Origin of the sequence: Rhodococcus sp. GXMU-t2271 (assembly GCF_041414735.1) — a bacterium.
Lineage (GTDB): Bacteria > Actinomycetota > Actinomycetes > Mycobacteriales > Mycobacteriaceae > Rhodococcus > Rhodococcus indonesiensis.
In genome coordinates, this window is record NZ_JAUIZP010000043.1 from 60132 (window position 1) to 84722 (window position 24591).

Annotated in this window: 23 protein-coding genes; 20 read left to right on the top strand and 3 right to left on the bottom strand. The window is 70.1% G+C overall.

The window, feature by feature from the left end:
- Positions 1-431 precede the first annotated feature (431 nt).
- From QYS60_RS16490 to QYS60_RS16560, 15 genes are all read left to right on the top strand, one after another.
- Positions 432-1937 (top strand): aldehyde dehydrogenase family protein, encoded by a 1506-nt coding sequence (locus QYS60_RS16490; RefSeq protein ID WP_371383677.1) that lies wholly within the window; start codon positions 432-434, stop codon positions 1935-1937.
- 198 nt (positions 1938-2135) lie between these two features.
- Entirely contained in the window at positions 2136-3617 is a 1482-nt protein-coding gene (locus tag QYS60_RS16495; protein ID WP_371383678.1) for an APC family permease, read from the top strand.
- Positions 3614-5560 (top strand): primary-amine oxidase, encoded by a 1947-nt coding sequence (locus tag QYS60_RS16500; protein ID WP_371383679.1) that lies wholly within the window; start codon positions 3614-3616, stop codon positions 5558-5560. The genes QYS60_RS16495 and QYS60_RS16500 overlap by 4 nt, the downstream gene beginning before the upstream one ends.
- Positions 5561-5565: 5 nt before the next feature.
- Positions 5566-6030, top strand: a complete 465-nt coding sequence (locus tag QYS60_RS16505; RefSeq protein WP_371383680.1) for a hypothetical protein — start codon at positions 5566-5568, stop codon at positions 6028-6030.
- Entirely contained in the window at positions 6027-6872 is an 846-nt protein-coding gene (locus tag QYS60_RS16510; RefSeq protein WP_371383681.1) for a polysaccharide deacetylase family protein, read from the top strand. Before QYS60_RS16505 ends, QYS60_RS16510 begins: the two co-directional genes overlap by 4 nt.
- A gap of 119 nt (positions 6873-6991) precedes the next feature.
- The gene (locus QYS60_RS16515; RefSeq protein ID WP_003935388.1) at positions 6992-7678 is read left to right on the top strand and encodes a cutinase family protein; all 687 of its coding nucleotides are present in this window, start codon (positions 6992-6994) and stop codon (positions 7676-7678) included.
- Positions 7678-8892 carry an RIP metalloprotease gene (locus QYS60_RS16520; RefSeq protein ID WP_371383682.1) on the top strand — a complete coding sequence of 405 codons (1215 nt, stop codon included), beginning with the start codon at positions 7678-7680 and terminating at the stop codon, positions 8890-8892. The genes QYS60_RS16515 and QYS60_RS16520 overlap by 1 nt, the downstream gene beginning before the upstream one ends.
- Positions 8893-8985: 93 nt before the next feature.
- Positions 8986-9618 carry a hypothetical protein gene (locus QYS60_RS16525; RefSeq protein ID WP_289377961.1) on the top strand — a complete coding sequence of 211 codons (633 nt, stop codon included), beginning with the start codon at positions 8986-8988 and terminating at the stop codon, positions 9616-9618.
- A complete protein-coding gene (locus QYS60_RS16530; RefSeq protein ID WP_371383683.1) occupies positions 9618-9845 on the top strand; it encodes a helix-turn-helix domain-containing protein in 228 nt (75 codons plus the stop codon). Before QYS60_RS16525 ends, QYS60_RS16530 begins: the two co-directional genes overlap by 1 nt.
- 110 nt (positions 9846-9955) lie before the next feature.
- Positions 9956-10093, top strand: a complete 138-nt coding sequence (locus tag QYS60_RS16535) for a hypothetical protein (RefSeq protein ID WP_017681507.1) — start codon at positions 9956-9958, stop codon at positions 10091-10093.
- Between the two features lie 272 nt (positions 10094-10365).
- Positions 10366-11052 (top strand): hypothetical protein, encoded by a 687-nt coding sequence (locus QYS60_RS16540; protein ID WP_371383684.1) that lies wholly within the window; start codon positions 10366-10368, stop codon positions 11050-11052.
- Positions 11053-11096: 44 nt separating this feature from the next.
- A complete protein-coding gene (locus tag QYS60_RS16545; RefSeq protein WP_289377959.1) occupies positions 11097-13031 on the top strand; it encodes a histidine kinase in 1935 nt (644 codons plus the stop codon).
- Positions 13016-13678 (top strand): response regulator, encoded by a 663-nt coding sequence (locus tag QYS60_RS16550; RefSeq protein ID WP_371383685.1) that lies wholly within the window; start codon positions 13016-13018, stop codon positions 13676-13678. Before QYS60_RS16545 ends, QYS60_RS16550 begins: the two co-directional genes overlap by 16 nt.
- 149 nt (positions 13679-13827) lie before the next feature.
- Positions 13828-15042: an acetyl-CoA C-acetyltransferase gene (locus QYS60_RS16555; RefSeq protein ID WP_003935381.1), complete on the top strand. Its 1215-nt coding sequence runs from the start codon at positions 13828-13830 to the stop codon at positions 15040-15042.
- A 28-nt stretch (positions 15043-15070) separates the two neighbouring features.
- Positions 15071-17221: a 3-hydroxyacyl-CoA dehydrogenase NAD-binding domain-containing protein gene (locus tag QYS60_RS16560; protein WP_289377958.1), complete on the top strand. Its 2151-nt coding sequence runs from the start codon at positions 15071-15073 to the stop codon at positions 17219-17221.
- An 84-nt stretch (positions 17222-17305) separates the two neighbouring features.
- Here the strand turns inward: QYS60_RS16560 and QYS60_RS16565 are convergent, their stop codons facing one another.
- Together QYS60_RS16565 and QYS60_RS16570 are read right to left on the bottom strand one after the other, a co-directional pair.
- Entirely contained in the window at positions 17306-18607 is a 1302-nt protein-coding gene (locus tag QYS60_RS16565) for a class I SAM-dependent methyltransferase (protein WP_371383686.1), read from the bottom strand.
- Entirely contained in the window at positions 18604-20037 is a 1434-nt protein-coding gene (locus QYS60_RS16570; RefSeq protein WP_371383687.1) for an FAD-binding oxidoreductase, read from the bottom strand. The genes QYS60_RS16565 and QYS60_RS16570 overlap by 4 nt, the downstream gene beginning before the upstream one ends.
- A 136-nt stretch (positions 20038-20173) precedes the next feature.
- Between QYS60_RS16570 and QYS60_RS16575 the strand changes: the two genes are divergently transcribed.
- A complete protein-coding gene (locus tag QYS60_RS16575; RefSeq protein WP_003935377.1) occupies positions 20174-20608 on the top strand; it encodes an SRPBCC family protein in 435 nt (144 codons plus the stop codon).
- Here the strand turns inward: QYS60_RS16575 and QYS60_RS16580 are convergent.
- Positions 20605-21363 (bottom strand): Rv3717 family N-acetylmuramoyl-L-alanine amidase, encoded by a 759-nt coding sequence (locus QYS60_RS16580; protein WP_371383688.1) that lies wholly within the window; start codon positions 21361-21363, stop codon positions 20605-20607. The genes QYS60_RS16575 and QYS60_RS16580 overlap by 4 nt on opposite strands.
- Positions 21364-21440: 77 nt before the next feature.
- On the opposite strand from QYS60_RS16580, the gene QYS60_RS16585 reads away from it, so the two are divergent.
- The 4 genes from QYS60_RS16585 to QYS60_RS16600 all read left to right on the top strand — a co-directional run bounded on the left by QYS60_RS16585 (position 21441) and on the right by QYS60_RS16600 (position 24536).
- Positions 21441-21764 (top strand): YbaB/EbfC family nucleoid-associated protein, encoded by a 324-nt coding sequence (locus QYS60_RS16585; RefSeq protein ID WP_040781537.1) that lies wholly within the window; start codon positions 21441-21443, stop codon positions 21762-21764.
- A 9-nt stretch (positions 21765-21773) separates the two neighbouring features.
- The gene (gene recR, locus QYS60_RS16590) at positions 21774-22382 is read left to right on the top strand and encodes a recombination mediator RecR (protein ID WP_003935373.1); all 609 of its coding nucleotides are present in this window, start codon (positions 21774-21776) and stop codon (positions 22380-22382) included.
- Positions 22379-22936 carry a TetR/AcrR family transcriptional regulator gene (locus QYS60_RS16595; protein WP_003935372.1) on the top strand — a complete coding sequence of 186 codons (558 nt, stop codon included), beginning with the start codon at positions 22379-22381 and terminating at the stop codon, positions 22934-22936. The genes recR and QYS60_RS16595 overlap by 4 nt, the downstream gene beginning before the upstream one ends.
- 100 nt (positions 22937-23036) lie before the next feature.
- Positions 23037-24536 carry an MFS transporter gene (locus QYS60_RS16600; protein WP_054373314.1) on the top strand — a complete coding sequence of 500 codons (1500 nt, stop codon included), beginning with the start codon at positions 23037-23039 and terminating at the stop codon, positions 24534-24536.
- The last annotated feature ends 55 nt before the right edge of the window (positions 24537-24591 follow it).

Sequence of the window (24591 nt, forward strand, 5' to 3'; positions counted from 1 at the left end):
GATCTGTGGTGTACCGGACACCTTGCACCTGCTTCCGCACTCGCCAGGGGACGTCGAGCGTCGGCAGCCGGACGATCCCGTGGGGTGCACGGTAGCGCAGGCGCGCTGTGCGCTGTACCGATCGCACATCAATTTTCGGTCACCCGAATGAGAACGCCGAGCCCGCCGGGCGTGCCCTGGGACGGGTCCGGCGGTGCACGCACGACCGTCACCTGCGGCGCCGACGAGAAGTCGAACGAGAATCGGGAAACGGTCTGGGCCCCAGTCGAATGAGAATCGGACAGGCCGCAATTTCCATCCGGAATCGGGGGTGACTCCCGCCACATCGTGTGGTTATCGTGGGTTCGGGTCACAGCGACGGAAACCGACGATTCGACGTCGAAACCACTGTGCCCGAGAGTTTTTCATCTTCCTTCAGAGTCGGAGACAGCATGACTGCAGTTGCGCAATCCGCCACCGCTCTGCTTCCGGAGGTGGCCGAGTTCCTCTCGTCGCCGAAGCAGATGCTGATCGGCGGCCGGTGGGTGGAGTCGGCCTCGGGCCGGCGGTTCGACACGGTCGACCCCGCGACCGGGCAGGTGCTGACCACGGTGCCGCACGGCAGCGCCGAGGATGTCGACCGCGCCGTGGCCGCCGCCCGCCGGGCGTTCGAGGAGGGGCCGTGGCGGCGCCTGACCCCGGCCGAACGCCAGCGCATCCTGTGGCGGATCGGCGAGGGCATCCTGGCCCGGGCGGACCAGTTCGCCCAGCTCGAGTCCCTGGACAACGGCAAATCGGTGGTCGTCGCCAAGGCCGTCGACGTCACCTGGGCGGCCGAGATCTTCTTCTACTACGCCGGCTGGGCGACCAAGATCGAGGGACGCACCGTCCCGGTGTCGGTTCCGTGGGCTCCGGGTGCCCGTTTCCACGCGTTCACCAGCCGCGAGCCGGTGGGTGTGTGCGCCCAGATCGTGCCGTGGAACTTCCCGCTGGTGATGGCCGCCTTCAAGCTCGCCCCCGCGCTGGCGTGCGCGAACACTCTGGTGCTCAAGCCCGCGGAGCAGACCCCGCTCACCGCCCTGCTGCTCGCCGAGGTCGCCACCGAGGCCGGCGTACCCGACGGCGTCGTCAACGTGGTCACCGGGTTCGGGGATGCGGGTGCGGCCCTGTCGGCCCACGACGACGTCGACAAGGTCGCCTTCACCGGCTCGACCGAGGTCGGCAAGAAGATCGTGACCGCCGCCGCCGGGAACCTGAAGAAGGTCTCGCTCGAACTCGGAGGCAAGAGCCCACAGGTCGTCTTCTCGGACGCCGACCTGGAGGCCGCGATCCCGGGCGTGGCGAGCGGCTTCCTGTTCAACCACGGACAGGCGTGCACCGCGGGTACGCGACTGTTGGTGGAGGACCGGATCTTCGACGAATTCACCCAGGGTGTCGCCGAATTCGCGAAGTCGCAGAAGATCGGTCCGGGGCTCGACCCGACGAGCGACATCGGGCCGCTGATCTCGGCGGAACAACTCGGCAAGGTCACCGGCTACATCGACGCCGGGCTCGAGGACGGCGCACGTGCCCTGTCCGGGGGAAAGCGCCACGGCGACAGCGGCTTCTACGTCGAGCCGACGCTGCTGGTCGACGTGCGCAGCGACTTCGGCGTGTACCGGGAGGAGATCTTCGGTCCGGTCGCCGTGGCGGTGCCCTTCAACCGGGAGGAGGGGGTTCGCGCCGCCGCCAACGACACGCCCTACGGTCTCGCGGCGAGTGTCTGGACGCGAGACGTGTCCCGGGCGCACGAGGTCGCCGCCGAGATCAAGGCGGGCACGGTCTGGATCAACTGCCACAACGCGTTCGACACCGCCCTCCCCTTCGGGGGGTACAAGCAGTCGGGGTGGGGGCGGGAACTCGGTGAGGGAGCCCTGGCGGAGTACACCCAGACCAAGTCGGTCAACATCGCACTGTGATCGGTCGGGGCGGTGCCCGGCACGACGTGGGCACCGCCGCCCGTACTCCCGGTCGAACGAGAACCCGGCCCTTGCCCTTCCCGTCAGCCGTCGACGAACCGTGACGCCGACCGCACCGACAACGGCCGGGCGCACGCTTCTCGCGGCGGTCGGCGCCGAACCGCCGGTACACCCCCTCTCCCGAAAGTCGAAGCACCGATGACCCTCAACGCTCGCGCACACGAACCTCCCACCCACCGGTTGTCCGGCAGCCTCGGCCCCGGCGCCGTCGTCTTCATGGTGGTCGCGGCCGCGGCCCCGCTGACCGTGATCGCCGGCACGGTCCCGCTCGGCATCTCCGCCGGTAACGGCCCCGCGTTCCCCGCCTCGTACGTCGTCTGCACGGTGGTCCTGCTCTTCTTCGCCGTCGGCTTCACCGCGATGGCGAAGCATGTGCCCGGAGCGGGGGCGTTCTACACCTTCGTCACCCACGGTCTCGGCCGGCACGCCGGTCTCGGTTCGGCGTTCCTGGCGCTGTTGTCCTACACGGCGGTGCAGGGCGCGGTCTACGGGTACATCGGCGCGGCCCTCGGCGACTTCGTGACCGCGCACGGCGGTCCCGAGTTGCCTTGGTATCTCTGGGCTCTGATCGTGCTGGCGGCGGTCGCGGTGCTCGGCTACCGTCACATCGACCTGTCCGGGAAGGTCCTCGGGGTCCTGTTGCTGTGCGAGGTCGGCATCGTGCTGGTGATCGATGCGGCGGTGGTCGTCCGGGGTGGAGCGGAAGGTCTGTCCACCGCTGCGCTGCGGCCGTCCGCGTTCTTCTCGGGCGCACCGGGAATCGCCTTGATCTTCGCCGTTGCCGGCTACATCGGTTTCGAGGCGACCGCGGTCTTCCGCGACGAGGTGCGTGATCCCGCCCGGACCATTCCCCGGGCCACCTACCTCGCCCTGGTGGTCATCGGCGGCTTCTATGCGCTGTCGAGCTGGGCGCTGGTCAGCGCGTGGGGTGACGAGGGCGCGGTCGTCCTGGCCACCGAGAACCCCGAGGGCATGATCGTGGAGACCGCGACCCGTTACGTGGGAGCGGCGGCCGGTGACGTCGTGCAGGTGCTCCTCGTCACCAGTCTGTTCGCGGCACTGCTGTCCTTCCACAACGTGCTCTCGCGCTACATCTTCTCGCTCGGCAACAGCGCGGCACTGCCGGCGCGATGCGGCCGATCGCACGAACGTCACGCGTCGCCCTACGTGGCCTCGGTCGTGCAGACGGTGTCGGCGCTGGTTCTCGTCGTGGCCTCGGCCGTCGGCGGCCTCGATCCCGTCACGGAGGTCTTCGCCTGGTTCGCCGGTGTCGCGTCCGTCGGTGTGCTCGCCCTCATGGCGCTGACGTCGATCGCCGTCCTCGTCTTCTTCCGCCGTTCCCGGGCCGACACCCGGCCGTGGCCCACACTGATCGCGCCGACGCTGGGTCTGGCGGGACTGGGCGCGCTGCTCACCATGACGATCGCGAACCTGCCACTGCTCGTCGGCGGATCGAGCACCCTCGCCGCCGTCATCGCCGTCCTTCTCGCAGGGACGTTCGCCGGCGGAGCGGCCGTGGCCGTGCTCCGCCCCCACGCTGCACGAAACGACCACCCCCACGGCGGCATCGCGCCCGCCGTCACGACCGAACCCCAGATCGACAAGGAGATCGCACGATGAGCACTGCCACCACGCCGTTCACCGAAGCGGCAGCGACGCCCGCGCCGGACCATCCGCTCACCCCGCTGACCGCCGACGAGATCACCGCAGTCAAGGAAACGGTGTCGGCGGCGGGGCTGGTGACCGAGCACGTCCGGTTCGTCTACGTCGGGCTCGAGGAACCCCACAAGTCGACGGTCCTGGCGTTCCGGCCGGGGGACCACCTCGAGCGTCGTGCCCGCGTCCTGCTCCTCGACCGCGCGACCGGTGCGGGGTCCGACCACGTCGTGTCCGTCACCGAACGCAGGATCCTCGACACCGTCGCCGTCGACGCCGCCACCGACGGGCATGTCCCGATCCTCGACGAGGAGTTCGAGGACATCGAATTGTTCCTGCTCTCGAGCTTCGATTGGATTGCGGCGATGGCCGCACGCGGCATCGACCCGGCGAAGGTGCGCGCGGTTCCGCTGTCGGCCGGGGTGTTCGGGCACGAGGACGAGGTGGGGCACCGGATCGTCCGCGTGCTCGCGTTCCATCAGGAGGACCGGGCCGACCTGCCGTGGGCACATCCGATCGACGGTGTGGTCGCCTACGTCGACCTCACCGAACAGCGGGTGGTGAAGGTGGTCGACGAGATCACCCTTCCCGTGCCGGCCGAACGCGGCGAATGGGACGCCGCGCCGCACGCGAAGCCGGTCCGCACCGATCTCAAGCCGATCGAGATCACCCAGCCCGAGGGGCCGAGCTTCACGGTCGAGGGCAACCGGATCACCTGGGCGGACTGGACGTTCCGGTTCGGATTCGACGTCCGCGAGGGCCTGACCCTGCACCAGCTGTCGTTCTCCGACGACAGTGTGGAGCGCCCGGTGATCTACCGCGCATCCATCGCCGAGATGGTCGTGCCCTACGCCGACCCGTCGCCGGTGCGGTACTGGCAGAACTACTTCGACCAGGGCGAGTACCTCTTCGGCCGCTACACCAACTCGCTGGAACTCGGGTGCGACTGCCTCGGCGAGATCCAGTACTTCGACGTCACCATCGCCGACGAGAAGGGCGATCCCCGGGTGATGAAGAACGCGATCTGCCTCCACGAGGAGGACTACGGCGTCCTGTGGAAGCACTCGGACATGTTCAACGGCATGACCGAGACCCGTCGCTCGCGCCGGCTCGTGATCTCGTTCTTCCTCACGATCGGCAACTACGACTACGGCTTCTACTGGTACCTCTACCTGGACGGCACCATCGAGCTCGAAGCCAAGGCCACCGGCATCGTGTTCACCTCCGCCTACCGCGGCGAGGACGGGTTCGCCACCGAGATGGCTCCCGGCCTCGGCGCACCGTTCCACCAGCACCTGTTCTCCGCGCGCCTGGACATGGCGGTCGACGGCAACGTCAACACGGTCGAGGAGGTCGACGCCGTACCCGAACCGATGGGCCCGGACAACCCCTGGGGCAATGCGTTCCGCTGCCGCAAGACCACCCTCGCCACGGAGGCCGACGGGCAACGGCTGGCCGACAACACCAAGGCCCGGGTCTGGCACATCACCAACCCGACCAAGCAGAACCGGCTCGGTCGGAACGTCGGTTACGCACTGCACCCGGAGGGCCAGCCCGTGCTGCTGGCCGACCCGTCGAGTTCCATCGCCGCTCGCGCCGCATTCGCCACCAAGCACCTGTGGGTCACGCAGTACGACCCGGCGCAGCGGTATCCGGCCGGCGACTTCGTCAACCAGCATCCGGGGCAGGGGGGACTGCCGACGTTCGTCGCCGGCAACCGGAACATCGAGGGCGAGGACCTCGTGCTGTGGCACACCTTCGGGCTCACCCATTTCCCGCGCCCGGAGGACTGGCCCGTGATGCCCGTCGACTATGCCGGATTCAAGCTGAAGCCGGTCGGGTTCTTCGACCGCAATCCGGCGCTCGACGTCCCGGCCGGCACGTCGAAGCACTGCTGCACGGACTGACGGCCGTGACCACCGTCGACCCGGCCGCCCGCCGCACCACGCCCACGTGGTGCGGCCGGGCGGCCGCAGCTCTGGCCGTCGCGTCCGCCGTGCTGCACGTCGGCGCGCTGGGGGAGCACGCACCGTCCCCGGCGTCGGCCGCCCTGACGGTCGTGATGACCGCCGGGTGTCTCTACTGCGCGCGCCATCTCTGGAGGCGCGGCGACCAGCGGGACTGGATCCTGGTCACCGTCATGAACGTCGTGATGATCATGCTGCACCTGACCACCATGAGCCCCGGAGGGCTGGGAGGCGGTCACCACGGGCACGCTGTGCCGCTGACCGCCGGTGCAGCGGACGCGTCGCTGCCTCCGCTCATGGCCGCCGCGCTGGCGGTCGCGTCCGCGGAGGTCCTCCTCGCCGTGAGTGTGGTGTTCCACCGCACCCGGGGGCTCGACCCGGCGGGATCGAGCGGCACACTGTCCGCATGAACATCCGGCGGGGAGCGCTCGTCGTCGCGGCGTCGATCCTGGTCGTAACGGCGTGCGGTTCCGGCACGCCCGACGAGTCGTCCGAATCCACCGCGACGAGCGGCCCGACGTCGGAAGCGGCGACGACGCCGCCGTCCGAGGTGCCGGCACGCGCCCCGTCCGTCACCTTCCCGGTGCCTGTTCCGGGGCCACGTACCGGTGTGCCCGAGGCCCTGCGCGGCGTCGATCTCGAACGGATTCCCACCGGGGAGAAGGTGGTGGCCCTGACCTTCGACGGGGGAGCCTCCGACACGGCCGTCTCCCGCATCCTCGCCACGCTGGCCCGGTACGACGTACCGGCGACGTTCTTCGTCACCGGGGAGTTCGCGCGGACGTATCCGGACCGCGTCCGCGCCATCGCGGCGGCCGGGTATCCGGTGGGGAACCACAGCGACACCCACCCGGCCTATCCGGATCTGACGGACGAGCAGATCAGAGCCGATCTTGCTGCGGCCGAGGCCGCGATCACGGCACTGACCGGACGTCCGGCCATGCCGTTGTTCCGGTTTCCGTTCGGTGCCCGCACCGACGCCGACATCCGGGTCGTCAACGATGCCGGGTACGTGCCGGTGCGCTGGACGGTGGACTCGCTCGGCTGGAAGGGCACCAGCGGCGGTCTCGACGCCGGGGCGGTCACCGAACGGGTCGTCACCACAGCCGTGCCCGGGCAGATCGTCCTGATGCACGTGGGCGCGAACCCCGACGACGGCACGACCCTGGACGCCGATGCGCTGCCCGCGATCATCGACGGCCTGCGGACGCGGAGTTACAGTTTCGTGGATCTGACCGATGTCGTCCGTTGAGCCCACCACGGTGCGTCGCACCCGTGTCTTTCGATTTGCGCGCTTACGATCGCTGTGCTTACTTATGAACGCGGTCGGGAATCGTTGGGGTGGATCCCATGGGTTGAAGGACGGTTTCGATGATCCTTTCCGCTGTCCGGGTGGCGATCGTCGGCGCGCTGACCATCGGTTCGATGTTCGGTGCCGTGTCGATCGCCCATGCCGACCCGTCCCCGGCTGCCTACTGTGCGCCGACGGTGGTGCTCGCCGTCGACGGCACGAAGGGTCCCGAAACGCCGGACTCGATCGATCCCGACAGCCCCCTCAACTCCTACACCGATCAGTACCGTGACAGTCCCGACTTCGCCGTGCGGCACGTGCGGTACCCGGCGGGCATGGTCGCCGGGGTGTTCGGCTGGGACACGTTCATGGACCAGTCGGTGCAGATCGGCGTGCAGAACCTGTGGGCGGAGATCGGCCGGACCGAGGCTGCCTGCGGGCCGCGCACCCGCTACGAGCTGTACGGCTACTCCCAGGGCGCGATCGTCGTGCGCCGGGTTGCGACGGAGATCGATGCGGTGCCGCCCGTGCACGACGACGGCACCGACCTCCAGGACCGCGTGCGGGTGCACCTGATCGCCGATCCGGCGCAGGGCCGGCCCGCCCAGTACGCCGGCCCGCTCGTTCCCGGCATCACCCTTCCGCAGCCGGCCGACGAGCTGCGGCACATCCCGGTCACCACCGAGTGCCTCGAGGGCGACATGATCTGCGACCCGGAGGGCAACGTCAGCGGATACATTCGCGAGCACGCGACGTATCACCCCTGATGTTCGCCCTCGGCGTCGCGCTGTTCGCGCTCGCCCTCGCCGTGTCCGTCGCCCTGCACGAGGCCGGTCACCTGTGGGCGGCGCAGCGTCTCGGGATGAAGGTGCGCCGCTTCGTGGTCGGGCGCGGCCCGACGGTCTTCTCGTTCCGCCGCCGGGAGACCGAGTACGGTCTCGGTCTGTTCCCGATCGGGGGTTTCTGCGAGATCGCCGGCACCACCGCACTCGACGAACTGGCCCCCGGTGAGTACGAACGGGCGTTCTATCGGCAGCGGACGTGGAAGCGCCTGGCCGTGATGTCCGGTGGCGCCGGCATGAGTTTTCTGCTGGCCGCGGTGCTCGTCGTCGGGCTTGCGGTCGGGTGGGGTCTGCCGGACCTGCACCCGAGGATCGTGGTCGAGTCCGTCGGGTGCGTCCCGCCGTCGCAGGAGGCGGCGCCCGGGTACGGCCTCGCCGGTTGTGACGGGCCGGGACCGGCCGCGTCGGCGGGGATACGCCCCGGCGACGTCGTCCTCGCCGTGGACGGTGAGGACGTCGACCGATTCGGCGATCTCGTCGAAAGAGTTTGGCAGAGTTCGGGGGTCGTCGACCTGGTGATCGATCGGCAGGGACGGGAGCTGCGGGTGCCGGTCGCTGTCGAACCGGTGCAGCGCTGGGTGGTCGACCACCGGTCCGGGGCCGAGCGGTCGGCGACCGTCGGGGCGATCGGCCTTTCCGCGCAACCGGCCGCCGGTCCGGTCCGCTACGACCTCGTCGCCGCCGTTCCCGCCGCGTTCGCGTTCACCGGGGACCTCGTCGTGGCGTCGGCGCGGACGCTGGTGAGTGCCCCGTCGAAGGTGGCGCCGCTGTGGCACTCCGTGGCGAGCGGCGAGCGCGATACGGACACCCCGGTCAGTGTCGTGGGCGCCGCGTCCCTGGGCGGCCAGGCCGCGGAACGGGGCATGTGGGAATCGTTCGTGTTGCTGATGGTCGGGCTGAACCTGTTCGTCGGCCTGGTCAATCTGTTGCCGCTGCTGCCCCTCGACGGCGGGCACATGGCCGTGGCCGTCTACGAGGGATGTCGTAACCGGTTGCGCCGGCTGCGAGGTCTGCCCGCCGCAGGGCCCGTCGACTTCGGGAGGTTGCTGCCGGTGACCTACGCGTTCGTCGTCGCCGGTGGTGCCTTCACGGTGCTGACCGTCGCCGCGGACGTCGTCGCCCCGATCCACCTGGCGTGAGCCGATCCGCCGCGTGCGGTCCCGCCACACCGGCCACGTTGCCTCCCATATCGATTATCGATAGGGTATCGATAATCGATATGGGAGGGTGTCATGAGTACGTCTTCGGTGTCCGTTCTCCGGCCCACCGCGAAGGATCGGCGCGACCTGTGGGCGAGCATGGCTGTGTTCGCCGGTACCGCGGCGGTGGTCGTCGCCGACTACGTCGCCACCCTGTCCGGTCAGCTCTCGACCGCGACGGTGACCGCGCGCATGGAACTCGGCGAGGCCGCCGCACCCGTCCCCACCCCGTCCGGAGTGCAGGCGGCACTCGACGGCGCGGTGACCACCTCGCTGCCGGTCGCCGAGCTGTCGCCGGTGACCGTCGCGCTGCTGCGCACGGGCGACGCGGCGCAGACGCTGAGCTACCTGGCCGTGCTGGGGCTGCTGGCCCTGCTCGTGCGCCGCTTCGTGCAGGGCCGGATGTTCGACCACGGCACCTACCGGCTCACCTATCACCTCGGCTGGGTGGCGCTGACGATCGCCCTGGTCCCGATGTTCCCGCGGATCCTCGGCACCAACATGGCGATCCGCGATCTCGGTCTCACCCACGTCCCCGGCGTCGAGGGCAGCTGGCTCGGAGCCGAGTTCTGGCTGGTGTACGCCGGGGCGATGGTGCTCTCGGCGGTGGCGATCGCGATCCGGGTGGGCAACCGGATGGCACGCGACCAGGAAGGGCTCGTGTGATGCCCCCGGACACCGAACACGCCGTCCACTGCCGGCTCGACGACCTGCTCGCCGAGCGCGGCATGACCCTCGCGACGCTGTCCGAACGCGTCGGGGTCAGCGTCGCCAACCTCTCCGTGCTCAAGAACGACCGCGCTCGTGCCATCCGGTTCTCGACACTGACCGCGATCTGTCACGTGCTCGACTGCTCCGTCGGGGATCTGCTGACCGTGCAACCACCGCGGTGACCACCCGAAGAACTCCTGCGGTACGGGGTGTGCGGCGCACATTGTCCGGTCCTCGCGGCGAATGCCTCCCGGCCGTTGCGGATGCGCGACCGAACCGCTTCCATTGAGTGATGCCGCGGTGGTGCTGGGACGAGGACGAACCGCTGTTCGGTGACGTCGAGTCGCCGGCCGGTGGTGTGGCTATCGCCGGTTGCTCGGCGCTGATCGCTCTCGTCGCGCTGCTGGTGATCGGCCCCGCCCTGGTGTGAGCGGCGTCCGGCCACCCACCCGCCTTTCGGGATCGGCGCGGGAAAGTGCCTGTTGCGCCCGTACTTACGCGCGCAACTCGCACCGACGCGCGCAACTCGCACCGACGCGCGCAACTCGCACCGACGCGCGCAACTCGCACCGACGCACGGCCGGCGTCGCGTCCGGGAGAATTCCCACCGGGACGGGACAGGTGTCCCTGGCGACCGGGACACCGGGCGCAGCAGCCTCTCCGTCAGGCGCAGAGCGCGCCGGGACGAGGGGAGAGACACCGATGAGCACAGCGAGCGTGACGGAGGACAGCCGCACGGGCGCACGGCGCGCGTCGTCGAGCGCCTGGGCCTGGGCCGGGGCCGTCGCCGGCCTCGCCGGGGTGATCGCCATCCAGGCGAGCATGGGCATGGGGGCCGCCTACGACGAATCCACCGCGGGCAACGCGCCTGCCATCGCCGACGCCTTCGCGGGCGAACGCACCGAACTGCTGGTGATGCACCTGTCGCTGATGGTGTCGACGGTGCTGCTGCTGATCTTCGCCGCGGGCCTGCAGCGCCGCCTGCGGATCGCCCTGCCCGACGACAGCCTGCTGCCGGCCGTCGCGGCGTTCGGGCTGCTGCTCACCGCGACGGCCTGCCTGCTCGGCGCCGGCCTCGACACCGAGTTGCTGTTCGGGCTGAGCGAGCCGGGACAGATGGTCGCCGAGGTCGCCGTCGTCGGCTCGCACTGGGTCGGCACAATCCCGTGGTTGTGGGTGGGCGCGGGGGTCAGCGGCCTGGCGGTGGCCGCCGCATCGCTGCGCCACGGCGCGACGCCCCGGTGGCTGGGCTGGGCGAGCGTGGTGCTCGGCGGCCTGACGGCGCTGCTCGGGATCTCCCCGCTGCAGTACATGGCCGGCTTCGTCGGCCCGGTGTGGGTGCTCGTCGCCGGCGTCGGATTCGTCGTCTCCGACAGGGCACGCCGATAGGCTGCCGCGCGACGGGACCGGCCGCGGGGCATACTCACCGCACCATGGCTGTTGCGGACGCATCCGAGACGGCGGCGGGCACCGGTGGCGCACCGGTGCCCGCCGCCGTCGTCGCCGTGCTGTCGTGTGGTCTCGCCGTCACCGCCCTCGCCGTCTTCGCGGCCGCTCGTCCGGACCTCGATTCGGATCAGCTGTTCTTCCTCGTCGACGTCGTCGGCGCCGCCGTGTACGGGACCGTCGCCGGGGTGGTGCTCGCCCGCCGGGTGCATCCGGTGCCGCTGCTGCTGTCGCTCGCATCGATCGGCGTCGGGCTCTCGGCCCTGAGCTATGCCTGGACGAAGCTCGCGCAGGTGCGGCCCGGGCTGCCGTTCGCCGGGATCCTCGCGCCCCTGCAGAGCACCACGTGGATCCCCGGCACCCTGGCACTGTTCCTGGTGGTGCCCTGGCTGGTCCGTGACGCACCGCTCGACCGGCGCGCCCGTCTCGGTGTACTCACCGGTGCCGCGGTCACCGCCTGGTTCTTCTGGGCCCGCACCTTCACCGGCACCGCCGTCGGCTGGCTCGTGCTGCCCGTCGTCACCGTCGGTCTGCTCGCCGCTGCGGACATCACCTACCGGTGGCGGCGCGGCCCGGTCTCCGACCGCATCGGCCTGGGCTGGCTCGCGCTCGGCACCGCGCTGATGGCCGTGTCCTACATCCCGCTCGCGGTGCCCGGCCTGCCGTGGATGCTCACACCCCTGCTGCACCTGGCCACCCAGGCGTTCTACCCGGTCGCGATCCTCGTGGTGGTGCTGCGGCAACGATTGTGGGGGCTCGACCTCGCCGTCAGCCGCGCCGCCGTCGCCGGCAGCCTCGTCGCGGTACTCGCCACCGGCTACCTCGTCGTGACCGCCACCGTCGCCCTGATCCTGCCGACGGACGGCTCGGTCGTGGCCCAGGCCGTCGCGGCGGTCGCGGTGGCGCTGGCGGTGCAGCCGGTGCGGGCCTGGCTGACCCGCCGCGTGCACACTCTCGTCTACGGCGAGGGCGACGATCCGGCGAGCGCGGTGCGCCGGCTCGGCCGGCACTTCGCCGGGGCACAGACGCCGCGACAACTGCTCGAGGACCTCGCCGCCGGCATCGGCGTCGCGCTGCGACTCGAGTCCGTGACGGTGCGCCGCGACGACGAAATGCTCGCCCGCTGGGGCACACCCACCGGCCCCGGCGAGGAGGTCGTCCTGCGCGACGGCCGGGTCGAGGTGACGGCGCCACCCGGCGAGACCCTCGGGCCCCGCAGCCTCCGCGCGCTCGGCGAGCTCGCCTCCGTGGTCGAGGCCGGCCTCGTGGTGCTGCGGTCCTCCGAGGAGCTCGACGCCGCCCGCGCCCGGCTCACCGAGGCGCGGCTCGCCGAACGTCGCACCATCCGCCGGGAACTGCACGACGGGCTCGGTCCGTCGCTGGCCGGCATCCGGCTCGGGCTGCAGGGCGCCCGCAACCTCGTCGATTCCGACTCCGCCGACGCCGTTCCGCTGATCGACTCCCTGCTGCGCGAGCTCGACCACCAGGTCGAGGGGGTGCGCGAGCTCTCCCGGGGGCTGCTGCCGCCCGCGCTCGACGAGCTCGGTCTCGCCGCCGCGCTGGAGGAGATGTCGGCTGTCCACTCGCGCAGCGGGTTTCGCGTCGAGGTGGATGCCGACGTGCCCTCGGGCCGCAGCGGTGCGGTCGTCGCGGCGGCGTACGGCATCGCCGCCGAGGCGGTCACCAATGCGCGCCGGCACAGCGGGGCCGCCGGATGCCGCGTGCGCGTGCGGTCGGCGGCGGACCGGCTCACCCTCGAGGTGCGCGACGCGGGCCGGGGGATGGACCGGAACGCGCGACGGGGAGTGGGAACGCACAGCATGCGCGAACGCGCCGAGGACGTCGGCGGCAGCGTCGAGATCACCGCGGCGCAGCCGCACGGCACCGTCGTCACGGCGCATCTGCCGTGGGGACCGTCGTGAGCACCCCCACGGCGATCGCCGTCGCGGTCGTCGACGACCATCCCGTGTTCCGGCTCGGCCTCGTCGCCCTGCTGGGCACCCTCGACGGCATCGAGGTGGTGGCGCAGGCAAGTTCGGTCGCCGAGGCGCTCGAGGTGATCACCGCGGACGTCGACGTCGTGCTCATGGACCTCGAACTCGGGGACGGCTCGGGCATCGAGGCGACCCGCCTGTTGCTCGGACGGTTCCCCGGGTTGCGGGTGCTGGTGGTGACCATGCACGAGGACGAGGACTCGCTCGTCGCCTCGGTGCGCGCCGGAGCACGCGGCTATCTCGTCAAAGGAGCGGACCCGTCGGGTGTGGAGCGGGCGATCCGGGCCGTCGCGGACGGCGAGGTCATCGTCGGTGCCGCCGTCGCCGCCAAGGCGATCGGCGCGATGGCCGCCTCCCGCACCCTGGCGCCCACGGTGTTCCCGGAACTGACCGACCGGGAACGCGAGGTGCTGGACCTGATGGCGCGCGGGCACGACAACGCCACCATCGCCCGTCGGCTGGTACTGAGCCCGAAAACGGTGCGCAACCACGTGTCGAACGTGCTCGGCAAGCTCGGCGCGGCCGACCGGTCGACCGCGATCGTGCGGGCCCGCGAGGCCGGCCTCGGGGCGTGAACGTCCGCTCGGTTCGGTCACGGACTCCGCTCGGTTCGGTCCTTCAGTCCGCGGCGCTCCGGCTCCTAGGGTGGACGACGTCGGGCGTGACGGCTGTCACGAGCTGGCGCCCCTCGCATCCGCAAAGCACGGGAAGGAACCTGCGCACTGTGACCTCCGAGGCATTCATCTACGAAGCCATCCGAACTCCGCGCGGCCGCGGCAAGAAGACCGGGTCGCTGCACTCGGTCAAGCCGATCTCCTTGGTCACCGGCCTGATCGACGAACTGCGCGTGCGGTTCCCCGACCTGGACGAGAACCGCATCTCGGACCTGATCCTCGGCGTCGTCGGGCCGGTGGGTGACCAGGGCGCCGACATCGCCCGCACCGCGGTCACCGCGGCGCGCATGCCCGACACCGTCGGCGGCGTGCAGATCAACCGCTTCTGCGCCTCCGGCCTCGAGGCCGTGAACATGGCCGCGCAGAAGGTCCGCTCCGGCTGGGACGAACTCGTCGTCGCGGGCGGCGTCGAATCGATGTCGCGGGTGCCGATGGGCTCCGACGGCGGCCCGTGGGCGCTGGACCCCGCCACCAACTACGACACCTACTTCGTGCCGCAGGGTGTCAGCGCCGACCTGATCGCCACCATGGAGGGCTTCAGCCGCGAGGATGTCGACGCGTACGCGCTCCGCTCGCAGCAGCTCGCCGCGGCGGCCTGGTCCGGCGGCTACTTCGCCAAGTCCGTGGTGCCGGTCAAGGACCAGAACGGCCTGACCGTCCTCGACCACGACGAGCACATGCGTCCCGACACCACCCTCGCGGGTCTGGCCGGACTGCAGCCGTCGTTCGCGATGGTCGGCGAGATGGGCGGCTTCGACGCCGTCGCGCTGCAGAAGTACCACTTCGTGGAGAAGATCGACCACGTTCACCACGGCGGCAACAGCTCCGGCATCGTCGACGGCGCCGCGCTGGTGCTCGTCGGTTCCGAGCAGGCCGGCAAGGACATGGGCCTGACCCCGCGGGCGCGCATCGTCGCCACCGCCACGTCGGGTGCGGACTCGACGATCATGCTCACCGGCCCCACCCCGGCCGCGCACAAGGTGCTCGCCGCTGCCGGCCTGACCGTGGACGACATCGATCTGTTCGAGATCAACGAGGCGTTCGCGTCCGTCGTGCTCAAGTTCCAGAAGGACCTGAAGATTCCGGACGAGAAGCTCAACGTCAACGGCGGCGCCATCGCGATGGGGCACCCGCTCGGCGCGACCGGCGCCATGATCATGGGAACGATGGTCGACGAGCTCGAGCGCCGCGGTGCCCGCCGCGCCCTCGTCACCCTCTGCATCGGTGGCGGCATGGGTGTGGCCACGATCATCGAGCGCGTCTGAAACTTCGGAAGGGACTGGGGAATTCACAGTGACTGAGAACAACATGATCGGCTGGGAGCGCGACGCCGACGGCATCGTGGTGCTGACCCTCGACGACCCGAACCAGGGCGCGAACACCATGAACGAGCTGTACAAGGCGTCGATGAAGGCCACCGTCGACCGCCTCGTCGCCGAGAAGGACGACATCACCGGTGTCGTGATCACCTCCGCCAAGAAGACCTTCTTCGCCGGCGGCGACCTGAAGAACATGATCAAGGTCGGCCCGGAGGACGCGCAGCAGATCTTCGACGAGGTCGAGGCGATCAAGGCGGACCTGCGCCGGCTCGAAACCCTCGGCAAGCCCGTCGTCGCCGCGATCAACGGTGCGGCCCTCGGCGGCGGCCTCGAGATCGCGCTCGCCACTCACCACCGCATCGTGGCCGACGTCAAGGGCGTGCAGATCGGCCTGCCCGAGGCGACGCTGGGTCTGCTGCCCGGCGGTGGCGGCGTCACCCGCACCGTGCGGATGCTGGGTCTGCAGACCGCGCTGATGCAGGTGCTGCTGCAGGGTCAGCGCTACAACCCGGCCAAGGCGAAGGAGATCGGCCTGATCGACGAGATCGTCGGCAGCATCGACGAACTCGTCCCCGCCGCCAAGGCGTGGATCAAGGCCAACCCCGAGGGCGGCGTGCAGCCCTGGGACAAGAAGGGCTTCAAGATCCCCGGTGGCACCCCGGCGTCGCCGGCGTTCGCGGCGAACCTGCCGGCGTTCCCGGCGAACCTGCGCAAGCAGCTCAAGGGTGCCCCGATGCCGGCGCCGCGGGCCATCATGGCCGCCGCCGTGGAGGGCTCGCAGGTCGACATCGACAACGCGTCGAAGATCGAGGGCCGGTACTTTACCGAGCTCGTCACCGGCCAGGTCGCCAAGAACATGATCCAGGCGTTCTTCTTCGACATGCAGGCCATCAATTCCGGTGCGTCGCGGCCGAACCAGGCCGACGGCACGCCGTTCCCGAAGACCACCTTCCGGAAGGTCGCCGTGCTGGGCGCGGGCATGATGGGCGCGGGCATCGCCTACGTGTGCGCCAAGGCCGGCATGGACGTGATCCTCAAGGACGTCACGATCGAGTCGGCGCAGAAGGGCAAGGCGTACTCGGAAGGCCTCGAGGCCAAGGCGCTCTCGCGCGGCAAGACGACGGAGGAGAAGTCCGCGGCGCTGCTCGCCCGCATCACCCCCACCGCCGACGTCGCCGATCTGGCCGGCGCGGACCTCGTCATCGAGGCGGTGTTCGAGAACACCGAACTCAAGCACAAGGTGTTCCAGGAGATCCAGGACGTCGTCGCGCCGGACGCGGTGCTCGGTTCGAACACCTCGACGCTGCCGATCACCGGTCTCGCGGAAGGTGTGACGCGGCAGGAGGACTTCATCGGCCTGCACTTCTTCTCGCCGGTGGACAAGATGCCGCTGCTCGAGATCATCGCCGGGGAGAAGACCTCCGACGCGACGCTGGCCAAGGCGTTCGATCTCGCTCAGCAGATCCGTAAGACCCCCATCGTCGTCAACGACTCGCGGGGCTTCTTCACCTCGCGCGTCATCGGCACGTTCGTCAACGAGGCGATCCGCATGGTCGGCGAGGGCATCGAGCCCGCGACGATCGAGCAGGCCGGCTCGCAGGCCGGCTACCCGGCGCCGCCGCTGCAGCTGTCGGACGAGCTGAACCTGACACTGATGCAGAAGATCCGCAAGGAGACCGAGGCGGCGACCGAGGCCTCGGGTCTGAAGGTGCCGCAGGACGATTCGTCCACCGTCGTCGACTTCCTCGTCGACGAGGGCCGTCCGGGCCGCGCGGGCGGCGGCGGCTTCTACGAGTACGTCGACGGCAAGCGCACCCGCATCTGGCCGGGTCTGCGTGAGAAGTTCAACAGTGCCCCCACCGACGTCCCGATCCAGGACCTGATCGAGCGGATGCTGTTCATCGAGGCCATCGAGACGCAGAAGTGCTTCGACGAGGGCGTGCTGCGCACCACCGCCGACGCCAACATCGGCTCGATCCTCGGCATCGGCTTCCCGGCCTGGACCGGTGGCGTCGCCCAGTACATCGTCGGCTACCCCGGCGGCAAGGAGGGCTTCGTCAAGCGTGCCGAGGAACTCGCCGCCAAGTACGGCGAGCGCTTCACCCCACCCGCGTCCCTGCGCTGACCCCCCACAGTCGCAACACAAATGGACATCCGCACGCGTCCGGACGCGTGCGGATGTCCATTTTCTGTGTGAAGACCGGCTCGCTCAGGCGATCCACCAGGGACGCAGCGGGACGTTCGGCTCCTGGTCCGGGCCGAGCTTGACGGCCAGGACGTGGTGCAACTGCACGACGTTGCGTTCGAAGCCGAGGCGGGATCCGGCCATGTACAGACCCCACACGCGGGCGGTGCCCTCGCCGACCTCGGCGACGCACGCGTCCCAGTTGGCGACGAGGTTCTCGCACCAGCCCTTCAACGTCAGCGCGTAGTGCTGGCGCAGGTTCTCCTCGTGCAGCACCTCGAGGCCGACGTCCTGCACCTCGGTGATGATGCGCCCCGAGCCGGTGAGTTCCCCGTCGGGGAAGACGTACCGGTCGATGAAGCCCCCGGCCTTGACGGGACCGCGGTTGACCGGACGGGTGATGCAGTGATTGAGCAGCAAGCCGCCCTCGCGCAGCTTGTCGTGCAACCGGCGGAAGTACGCCGGATAGTTCTGCACGCCGATGTGCTCGGTCAGCCCGATCGAGGAGATCGCGTCGAAGCCCGTCTCGGGCACGTCGCGGTAGTCGGAGAAGCGGACCTCGGCGAGATCGGTGAGTCCCTCGTCGGCGATGGTCTTCTGCGCCCACTCCGCCTGCTCACGCGACAGGGTGACGCCGAGTGCCTTGACGCCGCGCCGTGCCGCGTACCGCACCATCCCGCCCCAGCCGCAACCGATGTCGAGGAGCCGGTCCCCGGGCTGCAGCCGCAGCTTCTCGAAGATGAGGCGGTACTTGTTCTCCTGTGCGTCCTCGAGGCTCTGCGCCTCGGAGTCGAACAGCGCGCACGTGTACGTCATGGACGGGCCCAGGACGTGCTCGTAGAACGCATTCGAGACGTCGTAGTGATGATGGATCACCTCGGCGTCACGGCTGCGCGAATGCCGGAGCCCCTCCGCGAACCGGCGCCAGCGCGGCAGGTGCTCCTGCGGGGGCGGCGCGATGGGCTTGAGCGTCTCCAGCCCCAGCGAGCGGGCGATCTGCGCGAGCGTCAGTGCCGGTGGGCGCTGGAAGTGCAGGTCGCCCAGGGCCTTCAGGAGCTCGTACGGGTTGCCGGGGTGGACTCCTTCGGCTTCGAGGTCACCCGAGACGTAGGCGCGGGCCATGCCGAGGTCGCCGGGTGCAGTCGCCAGATAGGTCGTGCCGCGCGTGGAGGTCAACCGCAGGCCGTACGGGGCGTCCGTCGGGCCGGCGCTGGAGCCGTCGTACGCGGTGAACCGCACCGGCAGCGCACCGCCGGTGACGGTCTCGAGGATCTGGGCGAGGGTGAGCCGGCCGTCGGGCGTGCGTGGTTCTCGCAACGTAGTCATTTGTTGTGCACCGCCTTCGAGAAGAGGTCCAGCAAACGGGATTCGGGATCGTAACGCTTCTTCAGGGTGGGATAGTCCCCACCGCCGTAGTAGAGCTGTTCGAACTCCGCGCGCGTGTAGTACGAGTCGGAGTACAGCGATTTGTGGCCGTCGAGCTCGGCGACCTTGTGTTCGATGCGACGGTTCGCGGCGCCTTCGATCTCGCCCGCAACGGTCGGGACCGACGACCAGAAGCCGACGTTGACGTAGGTGCGTTTCGGTTCGAGCGGGTACAGGGGCCACGGCCGCTGGGCGTCGCGTGCCGCCGGACCGCCCTCGCGTAACCGCAAGGGGCACAGCCAGACCGGCTCGATCGGAATCTCTTCGAGAAACCAGCGCAGGAACTCGGCGGTCCGTTCGATCGGCACCTCGATGTCCTGCACGACACGTTCGCGCGGCAGGTTCCCCTTCCGTCGCTCGATACGGTCGGCGACGCCGTAGCGGTGGTCGAGGGCGATCAGTTTCCAGTAGAAGCTGCTGCGGAGCAGCCGCTTCGGCCACAGTCGCCGGATGCGGGGATTCTGGGCGCCGAAGGCGCGCGAGCACCAGAACCAGTCGGTGTCCCACCGCCACAGGTAGTCCCGGACGGTGAGGCGGTCGGTCCGGGGATGGTTGACGGACGCGTGCTGGATCGAACGGTAGTAGATGTGCTCGCCGGTGTAGTCGCTGACCGGACCCGGGGCGTCGGTCTGCGTCCCGAGGGTCAGGTACGACTCGGTGGCGGAGAACATCACCCCGTCGAGGTAGTCGACCGGCACCCCGGCGTGCACCCGCTCGGTGGCGATGCGGTCGAGGGCCGTCTGCATCTCGTCGAGCGTGTCGAACCGCAGATGCCGCAGCGCCACGTACGGTTTCACCGCTTCGAGCTCGATGCGCAGGCGCGTGGCGTAGCCGAGGGTGCCGTAGGAGTTGGGGAAGCCATGGAACAGGTCGGCGTGCTCACCGTCGGGAGTGGCGGTGACGATCTCGCCCGCGCCGGTGAGAATGTCCATCTCGAGGACCGACTCGTGGGGCAGGCCGTTGCGGAAGGAGGTCGACTCGATGCCGAGCCCGGTGACCGCGCCGCCGAGCGTGATCGTCTTCAACTGCGGCACCACCAGGGGTGCGAGGCCGTGCGGCAGGGTCGCGTCGACCAGGTCCTCGTAGGTGCACATGCCGGCGACGTCGGCGGTGCGCGCGACGGGGTCGACGGCGACGACACCGCCGAGGCCGGACACGTCGAGGCCGGGCGCGTTCACCCGGGCCCGGGCCCGGAAGAGGTTGGAGGTCTTCTTCGCCAGGCGCACGGGGGCGTCGGCCGGGATGTCGCGGTAGGAGCGCAACAGGCGCTCGACACCCGCCCGATGTGCGGATTCTCCGCTCGGGACAACGACGGACTTCGGTTTCTGCATACGACTCCCTGGGGCGACGCACGGTGGCGACCTTCACAATAGCCCCGCGGGCCCGGCCGGGCGCGACGATGCAGCAGGCAGGATGGGAACCGGTGACGGCCGCGCCACGAGCGGCCCACGAGCAACAGGAGGAACAGTGGGACAGGTAAGCGCCAGCAGTTCGATTCAGCTCACCGCGGCACCGGAGCGGGTGCTCGAGGCGCTCGCGGACTACGAGTCGGTGCGTCCGCGCATCCTCACCGAGCAGTACCGCGACTACCGGGTGCTCTCGGGTGGCCGCGGTGACGGCACGGTCGTGCACTGGATCCTGCAGGCGACGAAGAAGCGGGCCCGCGACGTCGAGGCGCGAGTGGCGGTCTCGGGCAGCACGATCACCGAGCGGGACGCGAACTCGTCCCTGGTGACCACGTGGAGCGTGGTGCCCAACGGCACCGGCTCGACCGTGGTGACGTTGACCGAGTGGAAGGGGGCGGGTGGCATCGGCGGCTTCTTCGAGAAGACCTTCGCGCCGCTCGGGCTGCGCAAGATCCAGGAGCAGGTGCTGGCGAACCTGAAGCGCGAACTGGACTAGAGGGCCTCGGCGGGGTCGCCGGCGAACGCGACGATCCCGGCGACGACGGCGGTGGCGTAGCGCTGCCGCCCGTCGGGATCGGTCATCGTCGCGGCGTCCGTCGCATTGCGCATGTTGCCGAGCTCGACCAGCACCGACGGCCGTCGGGCCAGATTGAGGCCGGCCAGGTCGTCGCGGCCGAGCAGGCCGTCGGTGCCGAGGTAGGTGGACGGGGTCAGTCCGGCGTCGACGAGGGCGTCGCGCACGGCGACGGCGAGGGCGACGGACGGACCGGCCTGCACCTCGTCGAGCGGGGGCGCCGAGTAGTTGACGTGGAAGCCGCGACCGTCGGCGGGACCGCCGTCGGCGTGCAGGCTGACCACGACGTCCGCGCCGGAGGCGTTGGCTTCCTCGGCGCGCCGGTCCACGCAGGCTGCGACGGACACATCGTCGGGGCGGCTGAGCAGCACGTGCGCGCCGAGCCGCTCGAGTTCGGCGCGCACGAGCATCGCGACGTCCCAGTTGAAGGTGTGCTCCGCGTAGCCCGAGTCGGTACTGGTGCCGGTGGTCTGGCAGTTCTTGGTGCCGCCGCGGCCGGTGGGCACCTGGGTGGTGATGCTCGCGTCGTTCGCGCCGTTGTGGCCGGGGTCGAGGAAGACGGTGCGCCCGGTCAGCGGCAGGTCCTGGGTCGCGGTCGCCGGGACTGCCGGCAGGGACAGGGCCAGCACGCAGGTGGCGGCGACGGTGATCCGGCGGGACAGTCCACGCACGCGCATTCCGTCACGGTACCGGGGACGGACTACCCTGAGTTGCGAAATCCCGCGGAAAGGACATGCCTGTGGAACCCGGTGGAATGCCCGACATGCAGCAGCTCCTGGCGCAGGCGCAGCAGATGCAGCAGCAGCTGATGGCCGCCCAGGCGGAGATGGCGCAGGCGGAGGTGACCGGCCAGGCCGGTGGCGGCCTGGTGACGGCGACGGTGAAGGGGACCGGTGAGGTCGTCGGGCTGCGCATCGACCCGAAGGTCGTCGACCCCGAGGACGTGGAGACGCTGCAGGATCTGGTGATCGGGGCGATCGCCGACGCGTCGGCGAAGGCGCAGGAGATCGCCTCCGAGAAGCTCGGTCCCCTGGCCGGTGGGCTCGGCGGCAGCATCCCCGGTCTGCCCGGCTTCTAGAGGAGTCACGTGTACGAGGGACCGGTCCAGGATCTGATCGACGAGCTCGGCAAGCTGCCGGGCATCGGTCCGAAGAGCGCCCAGCGCATCGCGTTCCACCTGTTGTCGCTCGAGCCACCGGAGATCGACCGGCTGCAGGCGGCCCTGCAGCAGGTGCGCGACGGTGTCCGGTTCTGCGAGGTGTGCGGCACGGTGTCGGATCAGGAGCGGTGCCGGATCTGTTCCGATCCGCGCCGGGACCGGACCCAGATCTGTGTGGTCGAGGAGCCGAAGGACGTGCAGGCCATCGAGCGCACCCGCGAGTTCCGTGGGCGCTACCACGTGCTCGGCGGCGCGCTCGATCCGCTCAGCGGAATCGGTCCCGACCAGTTGCGGATCCGTGAGCTGCTCACCCGCATCGGCAATCAGGAGGACGGCGTCGACGTCACCGAGGTGATCATCGCGACGGACCCCAACACGGAGGGCGAGGCGACGGCGACGTACCTCGTGCGGATGCTGCGGGACTTCCCGGGTCTGACCGTGACGCGGCTGGCATCCGGTCTGCCCATGGGTGGCGACCTCGAGTTCGCCGACGAGCTGACCCTCGGGCGGGCGCTCTCGGGCCGACGCACACTGTGACCGCCCCGAGACGCACCGGGGAGCAGACGCGCCGCCGGATCCTCGACGCGGCGGGCGTGGCGTTCGCGACGCGTCCGTACCGGGAGATCACCCTCAAGGACATCGCCGAGGACGCCGGGGTCAGCCCGGCACTGATCATCAAGTACTTCGGCTCCAAGGAGCAGCTGTTCGACGCGCTGGTCGACTTCCAGAGCGCAGCGGACGTCTTGTTCGACGGACCCCTCGAACAACTGGGGGAGCGGATGGTGTCGATGCTGGCGCGCCCGCTCGAACCGTACAAGCCGCTCTCGATGAACATCCTGTTCATGAGTGGGGCGAGCGAGGAGAGCAACCGCAAGCTCCGGGAGAACTACTCGAAGCAGATGATCGACGCGCTCGCGGCACGGCTGCCCGGCCCGGATGCACGGTTGCGGGCGGAGCTGGCGATGTCGATGGTGATGGGTCTGGCGATCATGCGGCGGCGCATGCTCGGGGAGCGGGCCACCGGTTCGGTGCCGGACGTGGTGGCGCGGTACGCGCCGCTGGTGCAGAAGCTGCTCGACGGAGCGGAGTGACCGACGGCCCGGAGTGAGATGCGGGTCACCTCTGTTGCGGGGTAAACGGCTATTCACTTAGCCTTGTAAACAATTATTCACCCCGCACGGAGGAGGACCGATGGCGTACGTGTCCATCCACCCCCTCCGGCTGCGCGGGTCCCGGCCGGACCGGTCGCTCGCCGTGCCGTCCGTCCGCGGGGCGACGACGGCGGCCGCGCCCCGGCCGTCGCGCTTCGTCTTCCCGATCCTCGCGGTCGGGGCGATTTTCCAGGCGATCATGCAGACGGTCATGGTGCCGCTGCTGCCGAGCATGCCGGCGCTGACCGGCGCCGGCACCACGGCCGTGTCGTGGCTGGTGACGACCACCCTGCTCGTCGGGGCCGTGATGACCCCGATCTTCGGGCGGCTCGCCGACATGGTCGGCAAGAAGCGCATGCTGCTCGTCGCGCTGGTCCTGATGACCGTCGGATCGCTGCTGTGCGCGATCAGCTCGAACATCGCGGTCCTCATCACCGCCCGCGGCCTGCAGGGCGCGGGCGCGGCGGTCATTCCGATCGGCATGTCGATCCTGCGGGAGGAACTGCCCAAGGCCCGCGTCGGACGCGCCATCGCCCTGCTCAGCTCCACCCTCGGTCTGGGCACCGCGCTGGGTATCCCGTTCGCCGCCGCCATCGTCCAGTTCGCGGACTGGCACGTGCTGTTCTGGGTCACCACCGCGATCGGCACGGCGGTGGCGACCGCGGCCGCGGTGTTCATCCGCGAGTCCCGCACCCGCACCGGCGGCCGGTTCGACGGCGTCGGCGCGGTCGGCCTGAGCGCCGCGCTGGTGAGCCTGCTCGTCCCCCTCACCCAGGGCAGCACCTGGGGCTGGACCAGCCCCGCGGTGCTGTCGATGTTCGCCGCCGCCGTGGTGCTGTTCGGACTGTGGGGATTCCAGCAGCTGCGCAACCGCAATCCGCTCGTCGACCTGCGGGCCTCGGCGCGGCGCACGGTCCTGATGCCGCACCTGGCCGCCCTGCTGGTCGGATTCGCGTTCTACGGCAACACCCTCATCACCACGCAGTTGCTGCAGGCCGACCCGGACCACGGCGCCGGATACGGGCTGCCGATCCTGCTCGCGGCGCTGTGCCAGCTACCGGCGAGCTTCGCGATGATGTCGTTCGCCCTCGTCGCCGCGCGGTTGTCCGACCGGTGGGGCACGAAGGTCCCCATGCTGGCCGGCGCGTTGTTCCTGCTGGGCGGGTACTCGCTGCATGCGGTGCCCGACAAGCCGCTGTGGTCGGTGGTGGTGGCGCTCGGCGTCGCCGCCATCGGCACCACGCTCGTCTACTGCACACTGCCGGTGCTGATCATGGGTGCGGTCCCGCTCGAGCAGACCGCCGCGGCGAACGGCGTCAACGTGCTGCTGCGCACCACGGGCAGCACGGTGTGCAGCGCCGTGGTCGCGACCGTGCTCGCGGCGCATCTGGTGAACGGCGGCATCAGCACGGCCGGATTCTCGATCGCCTACCTGGCGTGCGCCGCCTGCGCGGTGGTGGTGTTCGTGGCTGCGCTCGCGCTGCCGGCGGCGAACCGGCGGCCCGTCGAGCACGTCACCTCCGAAGTGCCGTCCGTGTGAGTTCACCGGTCCGCCGCCTGCGCGCAGGCGGCGAACCGGCCTCCTCCCTCCCCGG

What these genes read in the sequence shown, in the direction of transcription:
- QYS60_RS16490 (WP_371383677.1), top strand. Translation starts at nt 432, where the DNA reads ATGACTGCAGTTGCGCAATCCGCCACCGCTCTGCTTCCGGAGGTGGCC.
- QYS60_RS16495 (WP_371383678.1), top strand. Translation starts at nt 2,136, where the DNA reads ATGACCCTCAACGCTCGCGCACACGAACCTCCCACCCACCGGTTGTCC.
- QYS60_RS16500 (WP_371383679.1), top strand. Translation starts at nt 3,614, where the DNA reads ATGAGCACTGCCACCACGCCGTTCACCGAAGCGGCAGCGACGCCCGCG.
- QYS60_RS16510 (WP_371383681.1), top strand. Translation starts at nt 6,027, where the DNA reads ATGAACATCCGGCGGGGAGCGCTCGTCGTCGCGGCGTCGATCCTGGTC.
- QYS60_RS16515 (WP_003935388.1), top strand. Translation starts at nt 6,992, where the DNA reads ATGATCCTTTCCGCTGTCCGGGTGGCGATCGTCGGCGCGCTGACCATC.
- QYS60_RS16520 (WP_371383682.1), top strand. Translation starts at nt 7,678, where the DNA reads ATGTTCGCCCTCGGCGTCGCGCTGTTCGCGCTCGCCCTCGCCGTGTCC.
- QYS60_RS16525 (WP_289377961.1), top strand. Translation starts at nt 8,986, where the DNA reads ATGAGTACGTCTTCGGTGTCCGTTCTCCGGCCCACCGCGAAGGATCGG.
- QYS60_RS16530 (WP_371383683.1), top strand. Translation starts at nt 9,618, where the DNA reads ATGCCCCCGGACACCGAACACGCCGTCCACTGCCGGCTCGACGACCTG.
- QYS60_RS16535 (WP_017681507.1), top strand. Translation starts at nt 9,956, where the DNA reads ATGCCGCGGTGGTGCTGGGACGAGGACGAACCGCTGTTCGGTGACGTC.
- QYS60_RS16540 (WP_371383684.1), top strand. Translation starts at nt 10,366, where the DNA reads ATGAGCACAGCGAGCGTGACGGAGGACAGCCGCACGGGCGCACGGCGC.
- QYS60_RS16545 (WP_289377959.1), top strand. Translation starts at nt 11,097, where the DNA reads ATGGCTGTTGCGGACGCATCCGAGACGGCGGCGGGCACCGGTGGCGCA.
- QYS60_RS16565 (WP_371383686.1), bottom strand. Translation starts at nt 18,607, where the DNA reads ATGACTACGTTGCGAGAACCACGCACGCCCGACGGCCGGCTCACCCTC.
- QYS60_RS16570 (WP_371383687.1), bottom strand. Translation starts at nt 20,037, where the DNA reads ATGCAGAAACCGAAGTCCGTCGTTGTCCCGAGCGGAGAATCCGCACAT.
- QYS60_RS16580 (WP_371383688.1), bottom strand. Translation starts at nt 21,363, where the DNA reads ATGCGCGTGCGTGGACTGTCCCGCCGGATCACCGTCGCCGCCACCTGC.
- QYS60_RS16585 (WP_040781537.1), top strand. Translation starts at nt 21,441, where the DNA reads ATGCCCGACATGCAGCAGCTCCTGGCGCAGGCGCAGCAGATGCAGCAG.
- QYS60_RS16600 (WP_054373314.1), top strand. Translation starts at nt 23,037, where the DNA reads ATGGCGTACGTGTCCATCCACCCCCTCCGGCTGCGCGGGTCCCGGCCG.